This window comes from Streptomyces sp. M2CJ-2 (assembly GCF_016757295.1).
Lineage (GTDB): Bacteria > Actinomycetota > Actinomycetes > Streptomycetales > Streptomycetaceae > Streptomyces.
Map to the genome: position 1 here is coordinate 38,146 of NZ_JAESIF010000046.1, position 17,004 is coordinate 55,149.

General features: G+C 70.7%; 17 protein-coding genes and 1 riboswitch. Of the genes, 3 read left to right on the top strand and 14 right to left on the bottom strand.

Annotation, left to right across the window (positions count from 1 at the left end; all coding sequences use genetic code 11):
- Window positions 1-115: 115 nt before the first annotated feature.
- The 11 genes from JL475_RS27440 to JL475_RS27490 all read right to left on the bottom strand — a co-directional run bounded on the left by JL475_RS27440 (window position 116) and on the right by JL475_RS27490 (window position 11,975).
- Window positions 116-1,531 carry an NAD(P)/FAD-dependent oxidoreductase gene (locus tag JL475_RS27440; protein WP_202280639.1) on the bottom strand — a complete coding sequence of 472 codons (1,416 nt, stop codon included), beginning with the start codon at window positions 1,529-1,531 and terminating at the stop codon, window positions 116-118.
- Window positions 1,532-1,952: 421 nt separating this feature from the next.
- A complete protein-coding gene (locus JL475_RS27445) occupies window positions 1,953-2,912 on the bottom strand; it encodes a Ppx/GppA phosphatase family protein (RefSeq protein ID WP_202280640.1) in 960 nt (319 codons plus the stop codon).
- Window positions 2,909-3,460: a DUF501 domain-containing protein gene (locus JL475_RS27450; protein ID WP_202280641.1), complete on the bottom strand. Its 552-nt coding sequence runs from the start codon at window positions 3,458-3,460 to the stop codon at window positions 2,909-2,911. The genes JL475_RS27445 and JL475_RS27450 overlap by 4 nt, the downstream gene beginning before the upstream one ends.
- Window positions 3,461-3,629: 169 nt before the next feature.
- Window positions 3,630-4,106 carry a septum formation initiator family protein gene (locus JL475_RS27455; protein WP_202280642.1) on the bottom strand — a complete coding sequence of 159 codons (477 nt, stop codon included), beginning with the start codon at window positions 4,104-4,106 and terminating at the stop codon, window positions 3,630-3,632.
- Window positions 4,107-4,204: 98 nt separating this feature from the next.
- Window positions 4,205-5,488, bottom strand: a complete 1,284-nt coding sequence (gene eno, locus JL475_RS27460; protein ID WP_202280643.1) for a phosphopyruvate hydratase — start codon at window positions 5,486-5,488, stop codon at window positions 4,205-4,207.
- A 323-nt stretch (window positions 5,489-5,811) separates the two neighbouring features.
- Window positions 5,812-6,546, bottom strand: a complete 735-nt coding sequence (locus tag JL475_RS27465) for a transglycosylase family protein (RefSeq protein ID WP_202280644.1) — start codon at window positions 6,544-6,546, stop codon at window positions 5,812-5,814.
- Window positions 6,547-6,550: 4 nt separating this feature from the next.
- Window positions 6,551-6,718: riboswitch (cyclic di-AMP (ydaO/yuaA leader) on the bottom strand.
- A 205-nt stretch (window positions 6,719-6,923) separates the two neighbouring features.
- A complete protein-coding gene (locus JL475_RS27470; protein WP_202280645.1) occupies window positions 6,924-7,934 on the bottom strand; it encodes a transglycosylase family protein in 1,011 nt (336 codons plus the stop codon).
- Window positions 7,935-8,269: 335 nt separating this feature from the next.
- A complete protein-coding gene (locus tag JL475_RS27475; protein ID WP_202280646.1) occupies window positions 8,270-9,550 on the bottom strand; it encodes a cytochrome P450 in 1,281 nt (426 codons plus the stop codon).
- 79 nt (window positions 9,551-9,629) lie between these two features.
- Window positions 9,630-10,634 carry a nucleoside triphosphate pyrophosphohydrolase gene (locus JL475_RS27480; RefSeq protein ID WP_202280647.1) on the bottom strand — a complete coding sequence of 335 codons (1,005 nt, stop codon included), beginning with the start codon at window positions 10,632-10,634 and terminating at the stop codon, window positions 9,630-9,632.
- Window positions 10,635-10,717: 83 nt separating this feature from the next.
- Window positions 10,718-11,362, bottom strand: coding sequence for a SurA N-terminal domain-containing protein (locus JL475_RS27485; protein WP_202280648.1), 645 nt, complete (start codon window positions 11,360-11,362; stop codon window positions 10,718-10,720).
- 193 nt (window positions 11,363-11,555) lie between these two features.
- Window positions 11,556-11,975 (bottom strand): ATP-binding protein, encoded by a 420-nt coding sequence (locus JL475_RS27490; RefSeq protein ID WP_202280649.1) that lies wholly within the window; start codon window positions 11,973-11,975, stop codon window positions 11,556-11,558.
- Between the two features lie 230 nt (window positions 11,976-12,205).
- On the opposite strand from JL475_RS27490, the gene JL475_RS27495 reads away from it, so the two are divergent.
- Both JL475_RS27495 and JL475_RS27500 read left to right on the top strand, forming a co-directional pair.
- Entirely contained in the window at window positions 12,206-13,042 is an 837-nt protein-coding gene (locus tag JL475_RS27495; RefSeq protein ID WP_202280650.1) for a helix-turn-helix transcriptional regulator, read from the top strand.
- A gap of 8 nt (window positions 13,043-13,050) precedes the next feature.
- Window positions 13,051-13,266: a DUF397 domain-containing protein gene (locus tag JL475_RS27500; protein ID WP_202280651.1), complete on the top strand. Its 216-nt coding sequence runs from the start codon at window positions 13,051-13,053 to the stop codon at window positions 13,264-13,266.
- A gap of 75 nt (window positions 13,267-13,341) precedes the next feature.
- Here the strand turns inward: JL475_RS27500 and JL475_RS27505 are convergent, their stop codons facing one another.
- From JL475_RS27505 to JL475_RS27515, 3 genes are all read right to left on the bottom strand, one after another.
- On the bottom strand, window positions 13,342-14,838 hold the full coding sequence (locus JL475_RS27505) for a serine/threonine-protein kinase (protein ID WP_272932977.1): 1,497 nt from the start codon (window positions 14,836-14,838) through the stop codon (window positions 13,342-13,344).
- A gap of 38 nt (window positions 14,839-14,876) precedes the next feature.
- Complete coding sequence (locus JL475_RS27510; protein ID WP_202280653.1) at window positions 14,877-15,554, bottom strand: hypothetical protein; 678 nt, start codon at window positions 15,552-15,554, stop codon at window positions 14,877-14,879.
- 160 nt (window positions 15,555-15,714) lie between these two features.
- On the bottom strand, window positions 15,715-16,464 hold the full coding sequence (locus tag JL475_RS27515; RefSeq protein WP_202280659.1) for an HNH endonuclease family protein: 750 nt from the start codon (window positions 16,462-16,464) through the stop codon (window positions 15,715-15,717).
- A gap of 260 nt (window positions 16,465-16,724) precedes the next feature.
- On the opposite strand from JL475_RS27515, the gene JL475_RS27520 reads away from it, so the two are divergent.
- On the top strand, window positions 16,725-16,910 hold the full coding sequence (locus JL475_RS27520) for an antitoxin (RefSeq protein WP_202280654.1): 186 nt from the start codon (window positions 16,725-16,727) through the stop codon (window positions 16,908-16,910).
- The last annotated feature ends 94 nt before the right edge of the window (window positions 16,911-17,004 follow it).

Here is a 17,004-nt window from a genome sequence, read left to right on the forward strand (position 1 = left end):
CGCCAGGACCGGACAAAAGCACCGAAGGGGCCGCCCGCACCACGGATGGCGGGCGACCCCTTCGGGTGACCGATGGGCCCGGGACCGGACGGGCCCGGGACCGGAGACCGGCGACTCAGGAAGCCTTGGCCTCGGCCTTCTCCCCGGTCTTCTCGGTCTTCTCGGTCTTCACCGGTTCGGCGGCCGCGGGCACCGGGGCCGGCTTCGCGGCCTCGTAGAACTCCTCGCGCGGGGACTGGATCGCGCCCAGCGAGACGACCTCGCGCCTGAGGAACATGGCGAGCGTCCAGTCGGCGAAGACCCGGATCTTGCGGTTCCACGTCGGCATCGCCATGCCGTGGTAGCTCCGGTGCATGTACCAGGCGAGACGGCCCTTGAGCTTGATCTTCATCTTGCCGACGACGATCATCGCGACGCCCTTGTGCAGGCCGAGGCCCGCCACCGCGCCCTTGTTGGCGTGGCTGTACTCCTTCTGCGGGAAGCCCCGCATGGCGGAGACCACGTTGTCGCCGAGCACCTTGGCCTGGCGCAGCGCGTGCTGGGCGTTCGGCGGGCACCAGGCGTTCTCGTTGCCGGCCTTGCGGCCCACGAGGTCCGGCACCTGGGCGTTGTCGCCCGCGGCCCAGATGTAGTCGCTGCCGGTGACCTGGAGGGTCGGCTGGGTGTCGACGTGGCCGCGCGGGCCCAGCGGGAGGCCGAAGCGGGCCAGGGCCGGGTTCGGCTTGACGCCCGCCGTCCACACGATGGTGTTGGAGTCGACCTCGAGGCCGTTCTTCAGCACGACGTGGCCGTCGACGCAGGAGTCCATGGAAGTGGAGAGGTAGACCTCGACGCCGCGGCCCTCGAGGTGCTCCTTGCCGTACTTGCCGAGCTTCGGACCCACCTCGGGGAGGATCTTGTCGGCGGCGTCGACGAGGATGAAGCGCATGTCCTCACGGGACACGTTCTTGTAGTACTTGGCCGCGTCCCGGGCCAGGTCCTCGACCTCACCGATGGTCTCCGCGCCCGCGAAGCCACCACCGACGAAGACGAAGGTGAGCGCCTTGCGGCGGATCTCCTCGTCCGTGGTGGAGTCGGCCTTGTCGAGCTGCTCGAGGACGTGGTTGCGCAGGCCGATGGCCTCCTCGATGCCCTTCATGCCGATGCCCTGCTCGGCGAGGCCGGGGATCGGGAAGGTACGGGAGACCGCGCCGAGCGCGATCACCAGGTAGTCGAAGGGCAGTTCGTAGGCCTCGCCGACCAGCGGCGCGACCGTGGCGACCTTGCGGTCCTGGTCGATGGTGGTGACCCGGCCGGTGAGGACCTCCGCCTTGGGGAGCACGCGTCGCAGGGGGACGACGACGTGCCGCGGGGAGATGTTGCCGGCGGCGGCTTCGGGCAGGAAGGGCTGGTAGGTCATGTACGACCGCGGGTCGACGACGGTGACGGTCGCCTCGCCGTAACGCATCTTCTTCTGGATGCGCCGAGCTGCGTACAGGCCTACGTACCCACCGCCTACTACGAGGATCCTGGGACGCTCCGTGGTGCTCATGCCATCGAGTATCCCCCCGCCCCCGGGGGTGGGCTCGTGCGCCCCTTCACAAGCTCAACCAGTGCCTGTGTTACACTTCCCGACTTTTGTGATCAAGCCCATGCCGGGGAACGGGAACGAGTACTCGACGTGATCCGTTGTCAATACCTCGTGAGCTGCATCTCTTTGAATTTCCGGGCACCACGAGGCCATGAAGGGGGCTTCTGCGGCGACCGGCTCGGGGGCACCCGTCCACCCCTTCTGAACGTGTTCAAAGGGTGTTTGGGGGCTCGAAAGGATCAACCGGAGCCCATTCTTCGGCCCACCGGGGTCGATTCCTTGTGAAGAACTTCACGAACTTTCCCGCCGCCACCCGCCGGAAGGGGCCCATCGGCCCCTTCCGATCACCGCTCAACCGGTATCCGCACTGCTCAGCAGAGTGCTACTCGCCGGCGGCGACGGACCACGCGATGCCGTCCAGGATGTCGTGTTCGCTGACCACGACCTCCTTCGCGTCGATCCGTTCCATGACCGAGAGGAGGACCAGAGCGCCCGCACCGATCACGTCGACGCGGCCCGGGTGCATGGACGGGACCGCCGCGCGCTCCGCGTGGGTGGCACGCAGCAGCCACTCGGTGATCTCGCGGACGCGCTCCCGGGAGATCCGGGAGTGATGGATGGCGGTCGAGTCGTACGCGGGAAGCTCCTGGGCGATCGCCGAGACCGTGGTGACCGATCCGGCCAGGCCGACCAGGGTGCGCGCCTCGCGCAGCGGGACCGTCTCCTCGGCCCGGTCGAGTGCGGCCTCGATGTCGGCACGCATCGCCGCGATCTGCCGCTCGGTCGGCGGGTCCGCCACCGCTCCGTCCCGCACCAGGTGCCGCTCGGTCATCCGCACGCAGCCCACGTCGACGGACCGGGCCCCGCGCACGCGGTCGTCGCCGACGACGAACTCGGTGGAGCCGCCGCCGATGTCCACGACCAGGAACGGGCGGCGCAGGTCCGCACGCCCCGTCAGCTCCTTGGTGGCGCCGGTGAAGGAGAACTCGGCCTCCTGGTCGCCGGAGATGACCTCGGGCTCCACGCCGAGGATGTCCAGCACCCCGCGCACGAACTCGTCCCGGTTCTCGGCGTCGCGGGAGGCTGAGGTGGCCACGAAGCGCAGGCGCTTCGCACCGTGCTTCTCGATGATCTCCGCGTACTCGCGGCAGGCGGCGAACGTCCGCTCCAGCGCCTCGGGGGCGAGCCGACCCGTGCGGTCGACGTCCTGGCCGAGCCGGACGATCGTCATGCGCCGGTCCAGGTCGACGAGTTCACCCGTCCGCGGGTCGGCGTCGGCCACCAGGAGCCGGATGGAGTTCGTACCGCAGTCGATGGCGGCCACCCGGGACCCCGCGCTCACTGCGCGTCCTCCTTCGAGGTGGACGCCGCGTCGCCGGGCAGGGTCACGCAGGGGCCCTTGCGCCACCACTGGGGCAGCATCGCGAGCGCCTCGTCGCCCAGCGGGTTGACGCCGGGGCCGGCGGCCAGCGAGTGGGCGACCAGGACGTGCAGGCACTTCACCCGGTCCGGCATTCCGCCGGCGCTCGGGAAGTTCTTCAGTTCCTCGATCTCGTCACGGCGCCGGATGTAGTCCTCGTGCGCCGCGCGGTAGGCGGCCGCCAGCTCCGGGTCCGTCGCCAGCCGGTCCGTCATCTCCTTCATCACGCCGTTCGCCTCCAGCGTGCCGATCGCGGAGTTCGCCTTCGGGCACGTCAGGTAGTACAGCGTCGGGAAGGGGGTGCCGTCGGGCAGCCTGGGTGCGGTCTCGACGACGTCGGGCTGTCCGCAGGGACAGCGGTGCGCGATGGCGCGCAGCCCGCGCGGGGGTCGTCCGAGCTGCTGCTTGAAGGCCTCGACGTCCGCGTCGGTCGGCTCGGTGCGCGGGGTCGTGGGCGGGAGGGTGTCCATGCGTGTCTTTCTGCGGGTCTCTGTACGGGGCGTGCGGCCTTTTCCGGACTCCCGAAGGGCTCCTGAAGGACTCCGAAGGGCTTCAGGGGCCCAGAGGGCTCCGAAAGGGGCTCCGGAAGGTGGTTGGCCCGGAACGACGGCTGAGGGTAATAAGGCTAAACCCGGGAGCTCACCGCGCGGCGGCGTCCGATTTGTCGACCCCGTCCCAGACGTTCGCGTACCAGGGGCGGTCGGCCGCTCCGAGGTCGGTGCGCGACTTCTCGGCCGTGCCCGGGTCGATCACGATGTAGCCGGTCTCGCCGGGCATGACGTAGTGCAGCCGCTCGCGGGCCCGCTGCTCGGCGTAGGCGTCGTCCTGCCAGCGCGCCTTGAGGTCGCGCAGCTGCTCGACCCGCCGGCGGGCCTCCTCCTGCTCCTGCCGGAGGTCGGCGATCTCGGCGCGCTGGGACACGTACTGCCGCATGGGGTAGGCGAGCGCCACGATCAGCGAGCAGACCACCAGGGCGAGCAGCGCGGCCCGGCCGGTCAGCCGGGAACGGCGGGCCTGGCGTCTGGTCTGCGAGCGGTAGACCCGGGCCGCGGTCTGCTCACCGATCAGCCGGATCCTGGTCGCGGTGGAGAAGCGGTCCCGGTCCTTCACGGCCATGTCCCCGTCTCCCGTTCACATTTCATACGCGCGTACGTCCCCGGACACGGTACGGGACCGTGTCCGGGGACGTACGGACGACTGGCTGAGCGGCGTCGTCAGGCGTTGCGGAACCGCGGGAAGGCGCTGCGGCCCGCGTACACCGCGGCGTCGTCGAGGATCTCCTCGATGCGCAGCAGCTGGTTGTACTTGGCCACGCGCTCGGAGCGGGCCGGGGCGCCGGTCTTGATCTGGCCGCAGTTGGTGGCGACGGCCAGGTCGGCGATGGTGACGTCCTCGGTCTCGCCGGAGCGGTGCGACATCATGCACTTGAAGCCGTTGCGCTGGGCCAGCTCGACGGCGTCCAGGGTCTCGGTCAGCGAGCCGATCTGGTTCACCTTCACCAGCAGCGCGTTGGCGGCGCCGTCCTCGATGCCGCGGGCCAGGCGCTCCGGATTGGTGACGAACAGGTCGTCGCCGACGATCTGGACCTTGTCGCCGAGCTTGTCGGTGAGGGCCTTCCAGCCCGCCCAGTCGTCCTCGAACAGCGGGTCCTCGATGGAGACGAGCGGGTAGTCCGCGACGAGTCCCTCGTAGTACTCCGTCATCTCGGCGGCGGAGCGCTCCTTGCCCTCGAAGAGGTACGAGCCGTCCTTGTAGAACTCGGAGGCGGCGACGTCGAGCGCGAGGGCGATCTGCTCGCCCGGGGCGTAACCGGCTTCCTTGATGGCCTCGAGGATGAGGTCGAGGGCCTCGCGGTTGGAGCCGAGGTTCGGGGCGAAGCCGCCCTCGTCGCCGAGGCCGGTGGACAGGCCGCGGCTCTTCAGCACCTTCTTCAGGGTGTGGTAGACCTCGGTGCCCCAGCGCAGGGCCTCGGAGAAGGACTCCGCGCCGATCGGGGCGATCATGAACTCCTGGATGTCCACATTGGAGTCCGCGTGCGAGCCGCCGTTGAGGATGTTCATCATCGGCACCGGCAGCAGGTGCGCGTTGGGTCCGCCCAGGTAGCGGAAGAGGGGCAGGTCGCTGGCCTCGGAGGCGGCGTGGGCGACGGCCAGGGAGACACCGAGGATGGCGTTGGCGCCGAGGGAGCCCTTGTTGTCGGTGGCGTCCAGGTCGAACATCGCCTGGTCGATCAGGCGCTGCTCGGTGGCGTCGTAGCCGACCAGCTCCGGGCCGATCTGCTCGATGACGGCCAGGACGGCCTTCTCCACTCCCTTGCCCTGGTAACGGTCGGGGTCGCCGTCACGGAGTTCGATGGCCTCGAAGGCACCGGTGGAGGCGCCGGACGGGACGGCGGCACGACCCGTGCTGCCGTCGTCGAGGCCGACCTCGACCTCGACGGTGGGGTTGCCTCGGGAGTCCAGGATTTCCCGGGCTACGACGACGTCGATGGACGGCACGAGCATCTCCTTCATGGATGTGACGTGGATCAGCCGGACCACGGGGGCCCTGCGGGACCGAGCCTATCCGGCTCCGGGCGATCGGCCATCCGACCGGCCGCCCCTCGGACGGAACCGAAAGTAAATTGTTTCCGAACGGAACAAAGACGGGTCCGGAAACCGGGACCACTCTCGCGCCCTCCGGTCGGCACCGACCGCCGAACACCGAAAAGATCCGCCATGTACGGAAAAGCCCCGCCCCGGTGCGTACGGGGAACACGCACCGGGGCGGGGAGGGGGAGGGGGCTCCGTGGGGACGGAGCCCTGAGCCTGCGGCCGCCGCCTTACTTCAGGTGCAGCTGCTGGCCCGGGTAGATGAGGTCGGCGTCCTCGACGATGTCGTCGTTCAGCTCGAACAGCTTGTTCCAGCCGCCCTTGACATCGTGCTCCTCGGCGATCGAGCTGAGGGTGTCGCCCTTGACGACCTTGTACTCGCCGTCGCCCTTCTCGACCTTCTCGCCGGTCGGGGTGGTGACGGTCTCCTTCTCGGCGGCCGGACGCTCGTCGGAGCGGGAGGCCTTCTGCTCGGTGGAGCGCTCGGGGACGGAGCCGGTGTTCTGCTTCTGAGTGCTCTGCTTCTGGGTGTTCTGCGAGGAACCGTTGTTCTGGTTCCCGGCGCTCTGGCCGGCGCCGCCACCGGTGTAGGCGGCGTTGGACAGGCCCTTGCCGCAGACCGGCCAGGCGCCCTTGCCCTGGCCCGCGAGGACCTTCTCGGCTATCTCGATCTGCTGGGCCTTGCTGGCCCGGTCGGCGGTGGCGGCGTACTGCGTGCCGCCGTAGCCGGCCCAGGTGGAGGCGGAGAACTGCAGACCGCCGTAGTAGCCGTTGCCGGTGTTGATGGACCAGTTGCCGCCGGACTCGCACTGGGCGACGGTGTCCCACTCGGAGGCGGTGGCTGCGGAAGCGTTGCCGGCCGCCATCAGCGGGGCGGCGACGGCGGCACCGGTGACGCCTGCGACGGCGATGACCCGGGTGGCCTTGGACGGACGACGGTGCTTGCCCTTGCCGGAAAACAGCATGGAAGGATCCCCTCACCGACGCCTACGAGGTGAGCTGTCGGGTTCGGGCCGGTTGAGTTGCCCGGCCGCGTCCCTCACGGGACACGGCTTCACCCCTAGCCGATCCGGCGTCAATCACCGGATGCGGCACCTACCTTGGTTCCCCCGCTCCTGCCTACGGCGCATGACGCGACGACTGTTCCCGTGCTGCCACTGGCAGGATTCGGCGTGGCGGCAGCCGGGGCCCGCGGTGGCGAGCGGTCCTGACGGTAGACACGCTCGCTGCGGATAATCAAAGACGATCAGGGCTTCTGAGACCTATCTCTCATCGCCTTTATAACGGACATTCAGCGCGAAATGTGACCTCAACTGCCGCCATCGACACGTCCGTTCGAACGTCAGCCTTCAGCCGATCCGAACCCGAAGGCAAGCGCCTGACCGGGAAGGATGGGACTGGAGCCCGCCGCGCCCGCACCCTCGCCACCCCCGCCGTACTGGGCGAGCCAGCCGCCGAGCGCAAGGGAGTCGGAGACGGCCGAGGAGTCACTCCCGGCACCCGCGGGCGCCCTGTCGGCCGGGGACGAGACGTCGAGGCCGCGCGAGAAGCCGAGACCGCCGCGCGAGGTGTGCCGGCCGGAGGCTCCGGCCTCGCGGTCCTCGTGCGCCTCCTCCTCGGCACTGGCGCCGCGGTGGCGGCCGGTGGGGGCCTCGCTCGCGGACGCGTCCGAAGAACCCGCCTTCTGCCCCGAATTGCCCGAATCATCCCCCTTGGCGGAGGCCGAGGCGGAGGGAGAAGCGGAAGCGGAGGGAGAGGCGCCGGACTCGGCGTCCGAATTGCCGTACTCGGACGATTCACCCGCCTTCTGCCCCTTATTGCCCTCAGCGCCCTTGCCGCCCTTGTTGCCCTTGTCGCCCTTGTTGTCCGACGAGGCGTCGGAGGACTGCGAGGGCGACGGAGTGGCGGAGCTCCCGGTACCGGACGAGTCGTACGACGAGCCGCCGTCCGCGCCGGTGTCCGCACCGGCCTTGCCCGAGTCGGTGTTCAGACCCGACAGCAGGCCGCAGGCCCGCCACGCGCCGACCCCCTGGTCGGCGAGGATCTTCTCGGCCACGGTTATCTGCTGGCCGCGGCTGGCCTGGTCGGCGCTGGACGCGTAGTCGAGGCCGCCGTACTTCTCCCAGTCCGCCTGGGTCAACTGCAGGCCGCCGTAGTAGCCGTTGCCGGAGTTCTGGCTCCATGAGCCACCGGACTCGCACTCCGCGACCCGGTCCCAGGTCGCGCCCTCGGCCGCACTGGCGCCGCTGGCCCCGAGAAGCGGAATCGCGATGGCTGAGCCGGTCACTCCGGCGGCGACGACGAGAGCCGGAGCCTGGCGGGGGCGACGGTGACGACCGTTCCCGGAGAGCATGCGGAGACCTTTCGCAGGACAACAGTTACCCGCACGGCGAGTCGAACTGCGCAGCTGTGCAACCGAGGCACCGTGCTTGAGGGGTGAACGTAGCCGCAGACAATCACTTGTCACAAGTTCATGCCGCGCAGATCACACGAAGATCACAGAGTTGAGCGGGCGTCACGTTTGTGCCGCTTCGGCGACGAGGCGACGGACCGTGTCCGGAGGGGTCCCGACGGTCACGCCGGAAGCCTACGGAGGCTGCACAAAAGCCACTTCGGCGGCAACCCGGCGGCCGTCACGGGCCCGTCCGGCGGGTCGCTACGGCAAATGTCCGATGACCGTTCAGGAAATCACTTCGGCCATGGGCTGAATTCCACCGGCAGGGTCCGCAGTCCGCGCATGATGAGCCCGCCGCGCCAGCGCAGTTCGGCCGGATCCGACGCGAGTCTGAGGTCCGGCAGCCGGGTCAGCAGCGTGGCGAGCGCGGTCTGGCCCTCCAATCGGGCCAGCGGGGCACCCAGGCAGTAGTGGATGCCGTGGCCGTACCCCAGATGCTGGTTGTCCCGCCGGGCGAGGTCGAGCACGTCGGGATCGGCGAACCGCTCCGGGTCGCGGTCCGCGGCGGCCAGGACGACGAGGACCGGGTCGCCGGCCGCGATGTGCTGTCCGCCGAGGGTGAGCGCCTCGGTGGCGAACCGCCAGGTGGCCAGCTCCACGGGCCCGTCGTAGCGCAGGAGTTCCTCCACACCGGTCTCCAGCAGCCCGCGCTCCCCGGCGGCGAGGGACCTCTGCAGCCGGTCACGCTGCTCGGGGTGGGTGAGCAGGGCGTAGGTGCCGTTGCCGATGAGGTTGACGGTGGTCTCGAAGCCGGCGAACAGCAGGATGAACGCCATGGCGGCGGCCTCGTTCTCGGTGAGGTGCTCGCCGTGGTCGGAGGCGCGGATCAGACCGGAGATGAGGTCCTCGCCGGGGGCGGGTTCGGCGGGCAGTGCCTCCCGCTTGCGGTGGATGAGGTCGGCGAGGTAGCCGCGCATCTTCTTCACCGACCGGGCGACCCCGCCCCGGGGCCCGCCCTGGTGCCGGATCATCATGCCCGCCCAGTCCCGGAAGTCGTCCTGGTCCTCCCGGGGGACGCCGAGCAGGTCGCAGATGGCGTAGATGGGGAGCGGGAAGGCGAACTCGTGGATGAGGTCGGCGGAGCCGCGCTCCGCGAACCGGTCGATGAGCCCGTCGGTGAGCTCCTGCACCCGGGACTCGAACTCGGCGACGCGGCGCGGCGTGAACGCCTTGCTGACCAGTCTGCGCAGCCGGGTGTGGTCCGGCGGGTCGATGTTGAGCAGGTGCGTCATCAGCTCGGCCTTGCGCTCACCGGGGATGCCGGTCTTCCCCTTGGCGTGGGCGGGCTCGTCGTGGTGCGCCGGGTTCTTGGAGAGGCGGGGGTCGGCGAGGGTCTGCCGGGCGTCGGCGTACCGGGTGACCAGCCAGGCCTCCACCCCGCTGGGCAGCCGCGTCCGGTGCACGGGCGCGTGCTCACGCAGCCAGGCGTAGGCGGGGTAGGGGTTGCTCGCGAACTCCCAGGTGAAGAGTTCGGGCGCGATGTTCTCGGGCTGGGGCGGGTGCTGGTCGGTCACGCCCCGACCGTATCTGTCCCCTCCTCCTCGAAGGCCCTCCCTTTACTCCCCTTACCCCCCTTGCCCCCTTACTTCCTCGTCACTTGCCGCCCGTCTCCTCGCCGGTTCCTTCCGCGGCCCGTATCGCGTCCCGGTACGCGCGGGCCGCCGCGCGCAGGGCCGCCTCCGGGTCGACGCCCTCCGCCTCGGCCCGTACCGCCAGGGCGAGCAGCTCGTAGCCGATGCCCTCGACCCGGGGCAGGGGGACGTCGAGGCCCGCGGTGCGGACGCGGGAGGCCAGTTTGGCGGCGAGGGCCAGGCCGGGCTGGCCCATGGGGATGCCCTCGGTGACCGAGGTGCGCTGCTTCTCGACGGCCTTGGTCCGCAGCCAGTGCGCCTTGACCTCCTCGGGAGTGGTCGCCGTCTCGTCGCCGAAGACATGGGGGTGGCGGTGGATGAGCTTGGCGACGATGCCGCCGGCCACGTCGTCGACGGAGAAGGGCTCCTCCGGATGCTCCTCGGCGATCCGGGCGTGGAAGACGACCTGGAGGAGGACGTCGCCCAGTTCCTCGCGCAGTTCGTCCCGGTCGCCCTCCTCGATCGCCTCGACGAGTTCGTACGCCTCCTCGATGCCGTACTTGGCCAGGCCCTTGTGGGTCTGCAGTGAGGACCAGGGGCACTCGGCGCGGATGCGGTCCATGACCTGGACGAGGTCGAGCAGGCGGGCGCCCGGCAGGTCGTAGGAGGCGGGGAGCAGTTCCAGCTCCGGCATCCGCACGCGGCCGGTGCCCGCGAGACGGGCCAGGCCGTCGGTCAGGGCGGGTTCGCCCTCGCCCGTCGCCACGACGACCACGGTCCGCCCGCCGGCGCAGGCATCGACCAGGTCCTGGGCGGCCGGTGCCGCCTCCTCGACGGCTATGCCCGCCTCCCGCAGATACGGCAGCTGCGGATGGGCGCCGTCCGCGCACAGCACCCGGTCGGCCGCGTGCAGGGCCTGCCAGGCGGGCCAGGACAGCAGGCCGGGCGCGACACGGTGGCTGGTGGTGAGCAGGACGACGCGGCCGGACGGTGCGGCGGAGGGGGCTGCGGGACTGGTTGCGTTCACGATCCGAAACTAACCCACGGTGCCGCCGGCCCCCGAAAGTTGTCCACAGGGGGCCGACGCGGTGTGACAGTAGGCCTGCCGCCTCAGGCGATCGGCTGGACTCCGTCCACCGTGACGTCCCGGACCCACGGGGTCCTGGCGTCGACGCGGCTGCTCTTCTCATCGTCCCAGGTGCCGTAGCGCGGGTTGAGGTCGACGTCGAGCTTCCTGCTCGCCTCGGACAGGGCCTGCCAGAACTCGGGCCGGCTGGTGTCGGTGCCGAGCCGCTGGGCGAGCTTCTGCGCCTGGACCTGGAGGCGGAGGTTGTCGTCGAGGCGCCGCGGCGGGATGCCGTACTGCTGCAGCCAGGCCGTCTCCAGCGCCTCGGCTCCGCCTGCCTGCTGCTCCAGGCCGGCCCGCATCCCCTGGACCTCCTTGGGGGTGACGGTCACCCCGGCGTCGCGCGCGGCGCGCTCCAGCACACGGTCCAGGACCATGCCGTGCAGGGTGTCGCGGGTGAGGCTGCCGGTGCGGGCGATGGCCTGTTCGTACTGGGCCTCCGGCACCGCCTCCTGCTGGGCCGCGCGGATCTCGCCGACCCGGTTCTCCAGCTGCGACACCGTGATCCGCTGGCCGCCCACGACGGCCGCCGCGCCGGGATGCGCGTCGTTCCCGCAGGCGGTGAGCAGGGGGGCCGTCGCCATGAGGGCGGCGGTGAGGAGGAGCGCGGTGCGACGACGGCGGTGCAAGGAAACCTCCTGAGGAGAGCTTGTGCGGCGGTGCACAAAGTCCTGCGGTGATCGATAGTAGGCAGCGGCCGGGCTCTGGCCAACCCATTCGACCAACGATTCACCGCGACTTCGGGCACCGCCGCCCCGCGCCCGCCGGGCGGGGCGGCCCGCGATCCGTGGCGGCGCTGCCGGTGACACACCGACCCACCGGTCAGGCGGCGGCCAGCTCACACCAGACGACCTTGCCCCGGTTGCCCTCCCTCGCCAGCGGCTGCCACCCCCACAGATCCGCGTAGGCCTTGACCAACGCCAGCCCGCGCCCCTCCTCCAGGTCCACGACCCGCTCCAACGGCACCGGCGGCTCCGGCGGCGCGGGGTCCGCGTCCCACGCTCCGATCCGCAACACCCCCGCCGCCCACCGCACCCGCAGGGCGGCGGGTCCCTTGGTGTGCCGCACGGCGTTGGAAACCAGCTCGGTGGCGAGCAGTTCGGCGATGTCGACGAGACGGATCAGGCCGTGCATGGTGAGGATCAGGCGGAGGGTCCGGCGGCTGATCGTGACGGCGCGGGGATCGTTGGGGATGTAGAGGCAGTACTCCCAGGGGTCGGCCGTGGTGCCGGTTCCGGACATGGGTCAGCTCCTGTCGTCGGGGGAGGGGTCGGGTTCTACAGCGGTGTGCGGGCGGTGGCATCGCCGCAGCCGTCATGGCAGGACGGAGCGGTGCACTCCCAGGGTCCCGGAATGCCGCAGCGTGTGCGTCGCGTCACTGACGGTAGATCTAAATCTAGGGACGCGGCAAGCCGGTCGCGTAATCTGACGCCGAACGAGTCGCGTCCACAAGCACGTCAGGGAGCCGGACCATGGTGAAGAGGCGCGAACCAACGGCACGCCAGATGCGACTGGCAACCGAACTGCGCAGACTCCGTGAGACCGCGGGCCTCAACTCCCGCCAGGCAGCCGGGCTGCTCGGCGTGAGCCCCGCCCAGATCACCCACATCGAGTCCGCGCTCGCGGGCGTGAGCGAGCAGCGCCTCCGTCGCCTCGCCTCCCACTACGCCTGCACCGACAAGGAGTTCATCGACGCCCTGGTGACGATGGCCACCGACCGGACGCGCGGCTGGTGGGAGGAGTACCGGGGTCGCCTCCCCACGTCATTCCTGGACTTGTCCGAACTGGAGCACCACGCGCGGTTCCTGCGCCATGTGGCGGTCCTGTACGTACCGGGCCTGCTGCAGACGGAGGACTACGCGCGTGCCGTCTTCTCGTCCAGGCTGCCGGAACTGACCCCCGAGGAAGTCGAGTTGCGCATCCAGCACCGGAGGGAGCGCCAGGAGTTCACCATCCCGTACGAAGCGGTGATCCATGAGGCGGCACTCCGGATCAGAGTCAGCGACCGTGCCACCTCAAGGGCCCAGCTCACCCGGCTACTCGAACTCTCCGAAGCGGACCACATCACCGTGCGCGTCATCCCCTTCGACCTGGACGGCTTCGCCAGCGCCTCAAGCACGATGACGTACGTGGGCGGCCCCCTGCCCAAGCTCGACACCGTGGTCCGCGACGCGCTGCACGGCTCGGCCTTCATCGATTCCGAGGCTCAGCTCAACACCTACCGAACGAGTTTCCGTAAGGTGGAGGCCGCGTCACTCGAACCCGAACAGTCGCGTGAATTCGTCCACAGGCTGGCGAAGGAGTTGTGAGGAACCCCATGGACACCTGGCGGAAGTCGTCCTACTCGGGCCCGGGTGACGGCAACGAGTGTGTCGAGATAGCGAACTCCCCCACCCACATAGCCGTCCGCGACTCAAAGGCCCCGTCCAGGGCCACCCTCACCTTCCCAGCCGGCGCCTTCAACACCTTCGTCCAAGCCCTCAAGGGCGAGGACTGCCCGACGGGGACCGACCTCGCCGGATTCCAAGACTGATCAGCCCGGCGCCAGCCGGTCGTCGCCGGTGGCTCGGGCGAGCTGGGGCCGGGGCTTGTCTCCGCTGCGGTCAGGTCATCCGCGCATCTGTCCCAACCAGCCCAGCGTGCGGCGGATGTCGGCGGCGAGCGGGTGGCCGGGGCCCTGGGCGCGCTCCACGTCGTGCAGCAGCCGGACCAGGGTCTCGTGCGCGGCGGGGCGGTCGCCGAGGGCGAGCAGGAGGTGGCCGATGCGGCGGCGGACGTCATGGGCGAGCTGCGGGTCGCCCGCGGCCACGTACCGGTTCTCGTAGTACGGCAGCAGTGCCCGGTACTCGGCGAGCGCCGCCACCGGGTCGCCGAGCTGCTCCAGGCACTGGGCGGCCTCGTAGCGGTGGCGCAGGGACTCCGGGTCGGCCTGGCCCGCCTCGGCGGCGCGTTCGGAGGCGAGGCGGCGCAGTTCGGGCAGCGCGCGCCGGTACTGGCCGTCGTCCAGGAGGGTGGCCGCGTACTGCTTGCGCAGGGTGCGCACGACCGGGGAGCGCTCGCCGTGCTGTTCCGCGGCGACCGGCAGGATCCTGCCGAGGATGTCCACGGCCTGGGTGATACGGCCCTCGCCGAGCAGCCGCTTGACCTCGTCCACGGCGGCGGCGACATCGGCCTTCTCCGCGACGGGTGCGGGCGGTGTGGCGGGGGCGGGTTGGGGCGCGGGTGTGCGCGCGAGGTCCGGCCAGGGGGCGTGCGGGCGCAGGAAGGGGCGTGTGGGGTCGAGGGGCGCCCCGGTGGGCGTGCCCCGCGACGGCAGCAGCAGCGTCAGGTGCTCGTAGACCTCCTGGGCGGAGGCGGGGCGGTGCTGCGGGTCCTTGGCGAGCAGGCGCAGCACCAGCGCCTCCAGGGCCTCGGGGACCTCCTGGCGGATCTGGCGCACCGGCCGCGGCGCCTCGTAGAGGTGCCGGTGCAGCACGCCGAGCGCTGTCGAGCCCGCGAAGGGCACGTCGCCGCTGAGCAGTTCGTGCAGCAGCACACCGAGTGCGTACAGGTCCGTGTAGGGGCCGACCGCGCCGCCCATCGCCTGCTCGGGGGCCATGTAGGCGGGTGAGCCGATGGGCGAACCGGTGTGGGTCAGGCGGGTGGTGTCGCTGTCCATCACGGAGGCGACCCCCAGGTCGAGCACGGTGACCGTGCCGTCCTGCTTCACCATCACGTTGCGCGGCTTGAGGTCGCGGTGGACGATCGGCACGGCGTGCACCGCGCTCAGCGCGGCACACAGCTGCGCGGCCACCGCCACCGCCCACTGCCACGGGTACGGGTTGTGCTCGGCGAGGTGGTCGCCGAGGTCGGCGCCGTCGACGTACTGCATGACGAGGAACAGTTCCTCGCCCGCGCTGCCCGCGTCGTGCACGGTGACCAGGCCCGGGTGGTCGACCTGGGCGGTCACCCGGCACTCGCGCACGAAACGGCGGCGCAGTTCCTCGGCCTCCTGCCCGGCCACCTTGTCCGGGCGCAGCAGTTTCACCGCCACCCGCCGGTCCAGCCGCTTGTCGTAGGCCGTCCAGACCTGCCCCATGCCGCCCTGCCCGATGAGCGTGGACAGTTCATAGCGGCCGGCGATGACACGCCCCGCCGTCACACTCACCGTCCACCGTGGCCGTGGCCGTGACCCTGGTCGCCGCCCTCGTGCCCGTCGCTCCTGCGCAGGTAGTCGCTGAGCTCGTCGAGTTCGGCGCGCACCTGGTCGATACGGGCCGGCTGCCCGGGACGCTGCTGCGGCACCGGGGGCACGGGGGTGGACGGCGCGGGGTGGTGCGGTCCGGGCGTGGGATGCGGTGCGGACGGCCCGGGCATCTGCGCCTGGGGCCGCGGTACGGGTGTGGGCGCGTACGGCGAGGCGGGCTGCGGGTAGCCGTACGGGGAGGGGGCACCGGTGCCCGACGCGTGCATCGTCGTGGCGTGGGGCGACGGCGGGCCGTGCACCCCGTACTGGCGCAGCCTGTGGTGGAAGCGGATGTCCACGGTCAGGTAGTACGCGGCGGCGCCGGTGCCGAGGAGCAGGAGCCCGGCCAGGGCGACGTCGGTACGGGTGTCCGTCTCCGGCAGCGAACCGATCACCATCAGCAGGGAGATGGACACGGGCAGGCTCGCCCAGGCCGCCACCCAGTCGGCGGCGCGTCCCCGCAGGAGCGCGACCCGGAACAGCGGCGCGCAGGCCAGCAGCCCGCAGGACAGGAAACCGGCGGCGACGAACAGCACGCGCAGGGTGATGACCGTTGCCGTGCTGCGGGTGGGCGGTGCCACGCCGTGGCCGTACATGACTGCTCCTGGACCGGTTTGGCCGATGGGACGGGGGTGAGTCCGCGCGGGGCGGAACTCGGGTGGAAGTCCGAGCGTATAGGCCACCGGGGACAACCGGTCCGGGTTGTACCGAACCGTTGTCGTACCGATCGCTTCGCCGCCCCTCACGCGGCGGCGGTCAGCCGCCGCACTGCTCCAGCATCATGCGCTTGTCGGCCGTGGTCACCGGCATCTCGTACTTGACGGCGACCTGCGCGAAGCGGACCGCGTACGCGCACCGTACGGGCTTGCTCGGCGGGAGCCATGCGGCGGGTCCGGAGTCGCTCTTGGCGGAGTTGGCGCGGCCCTCGACCGGGATGAGGTTGAGGGTGTCGTTCGCCAGTTGCTCCCGTTTCCCCTTCGACCAGCGGGAGGCGCCCATCTGCCAGCTGTAGGAGAGCGGGACCACGTGGTCTATCTGGACCTCGGAGGCGTTCTCCTTGCGCCACTCGATGGTCTTGCCGGTGTACGGGTCGGCCAGGGTCATGGCCACCACCACACAGGTGGAACCGGACCGGAAGCGCACCTCCTGACCGTCGCGCTGGAGGAGGTCGTTCCGGGTGTCGCAGCCGTTGCGCGCGAGGGGGACGCCGTCGGCGGTGTCCTTCCAGGCGTAGCCGAACTCGTCCCGGTCGTAACCCGTCTTCGGTCCGCGGCCCTTGGTGGTCACCTTCTCGATGAGGCCGACGGCCGCCGCCCGGTCCGCCTCCCCGGTCAGCGGCGCGAGGCCCGGCTCGGTGCCGTCCGGGTTGTCCAGGGGGCTGACGGCGTGTCCGTCCGCTGCCGCCGGGCTGTCCCCGGCGGGGGAACCGGTGTCCGCCACACCCTCGCAGCCGGCGAGGAGCGCCACGGCGGCCAGCGCCGACACCGCGGTCCCCGTGCGGCGCAAAAGCCCCGGTCCGCCGCCGCGGCGTATTCGCCCGCCGCCCCGCCCCGCACGTCGCGCCCCGTCCCACGTCGAGTACCGCGTCACGGCACCCCTCCCTTGCTCCTCTGTGCTGCACGTTCTTCTTACCCGCCCGCGAGGGGCCGGTATCGCGCCCGGTCCACCGTAGCCAGGGAGAGGTCCAGACCACATCGATACAAAAGGAGCATTCCTCGCATGTCGCGCGTAGGGTCGATGCTGAGTCACCTCGGAAGGAGCTCCGGATGGGCATCTTCGACAGGTTCAAGAGCAACAAGTCGGCACAGGAGAAGGCCAGGAAAGCCTCCGACGCCGCCGAGAAGAAGCTCAACGAGCGGACCGGCGGAAAGTACGAGGAGCAGATCGACGCCGGGCAGCGGCAGGCCGAGGATCGGCTCGGTATGAAGCGCGACCGCCCCGATCAGCCGTAGGCGCGCGTCCGGGCCAAAAGCCCAAGGCCGTGAAGTTTACGGTCCGGGAGCCGACGTCAAGATGTCGATGCTGATGGTGGCCTTGTAGGTGTGG

Coding starts and splice junctions, on each gene's coding strand:
- JL475_RS27455 (WP_202280642.1), bottom strand. CDS start 4,106: ATGGCCGTGAAGGACCGGGACCGCTTCTCCACCGCGACCAGGATCCGG.
- JL475_RS27520 (WP_202280654.1), top strand. CDS start 16,725: ATGGGCATCTTCGACAGGTTCAAGAGCAACAAGTCGGCACAGGAGAAG.
- JL475_RS27470 (WP_202280645.1), bottom strand. CDS start 7,934: ATGCTCTCCGGGAACGGTCGTCACCGTCGCCCCCGCCAGGCTCCGGCT.
- JL475_RS27490 (WP_202280649.1), bottom strand. CDS start 11,975: ATGTCCGGAACCGGCACCACGGCCGACCCCTGGGAGTACTGCCTCTAC.
- JL475_RS27450 (WP_202280641.1), bottom strand. CDS start 3,460: ATGGACACCCTCCCGCCCACGACCCCGCGCACCGAGCCGACCGACGCG.
- JL475_RS27495 (WP_202280650.1), top strand. CDS start 12,206: ATGGTGAAGAGGCGCGAACCAACGGCACGCCAGATGCGACTGGCAACC.
- JL475_RS27465 (WP_202280644.1), bottom strand. CDS start 6,546: ATGCTGTTTTCCGGCAAGGGCAAGCACCGTCGTCCGTCCAAGGCCACC.
- JL475_RS27510 (WP_202280653.1), bottom strand. CDS start 15,554: ATGTACGGCCACGGCGTGGCACCGCCCACCCGCAGCACGGCAACGGTC.
- JL475_RS27440 (WP_202280639.1), bottom strand. CDS start 1,531: ATGAGCACCACGGAGCGTCCCAGGATCCTCGTAGTAGGCGGTGGGTAC.
- JL475_RS27500 (WP_202280651.1), top strand. CDS start 13,051: ATGGACACCTGGCGGAAGTCGTCCTACTCGGGCCCGGGTGACGGCAAC.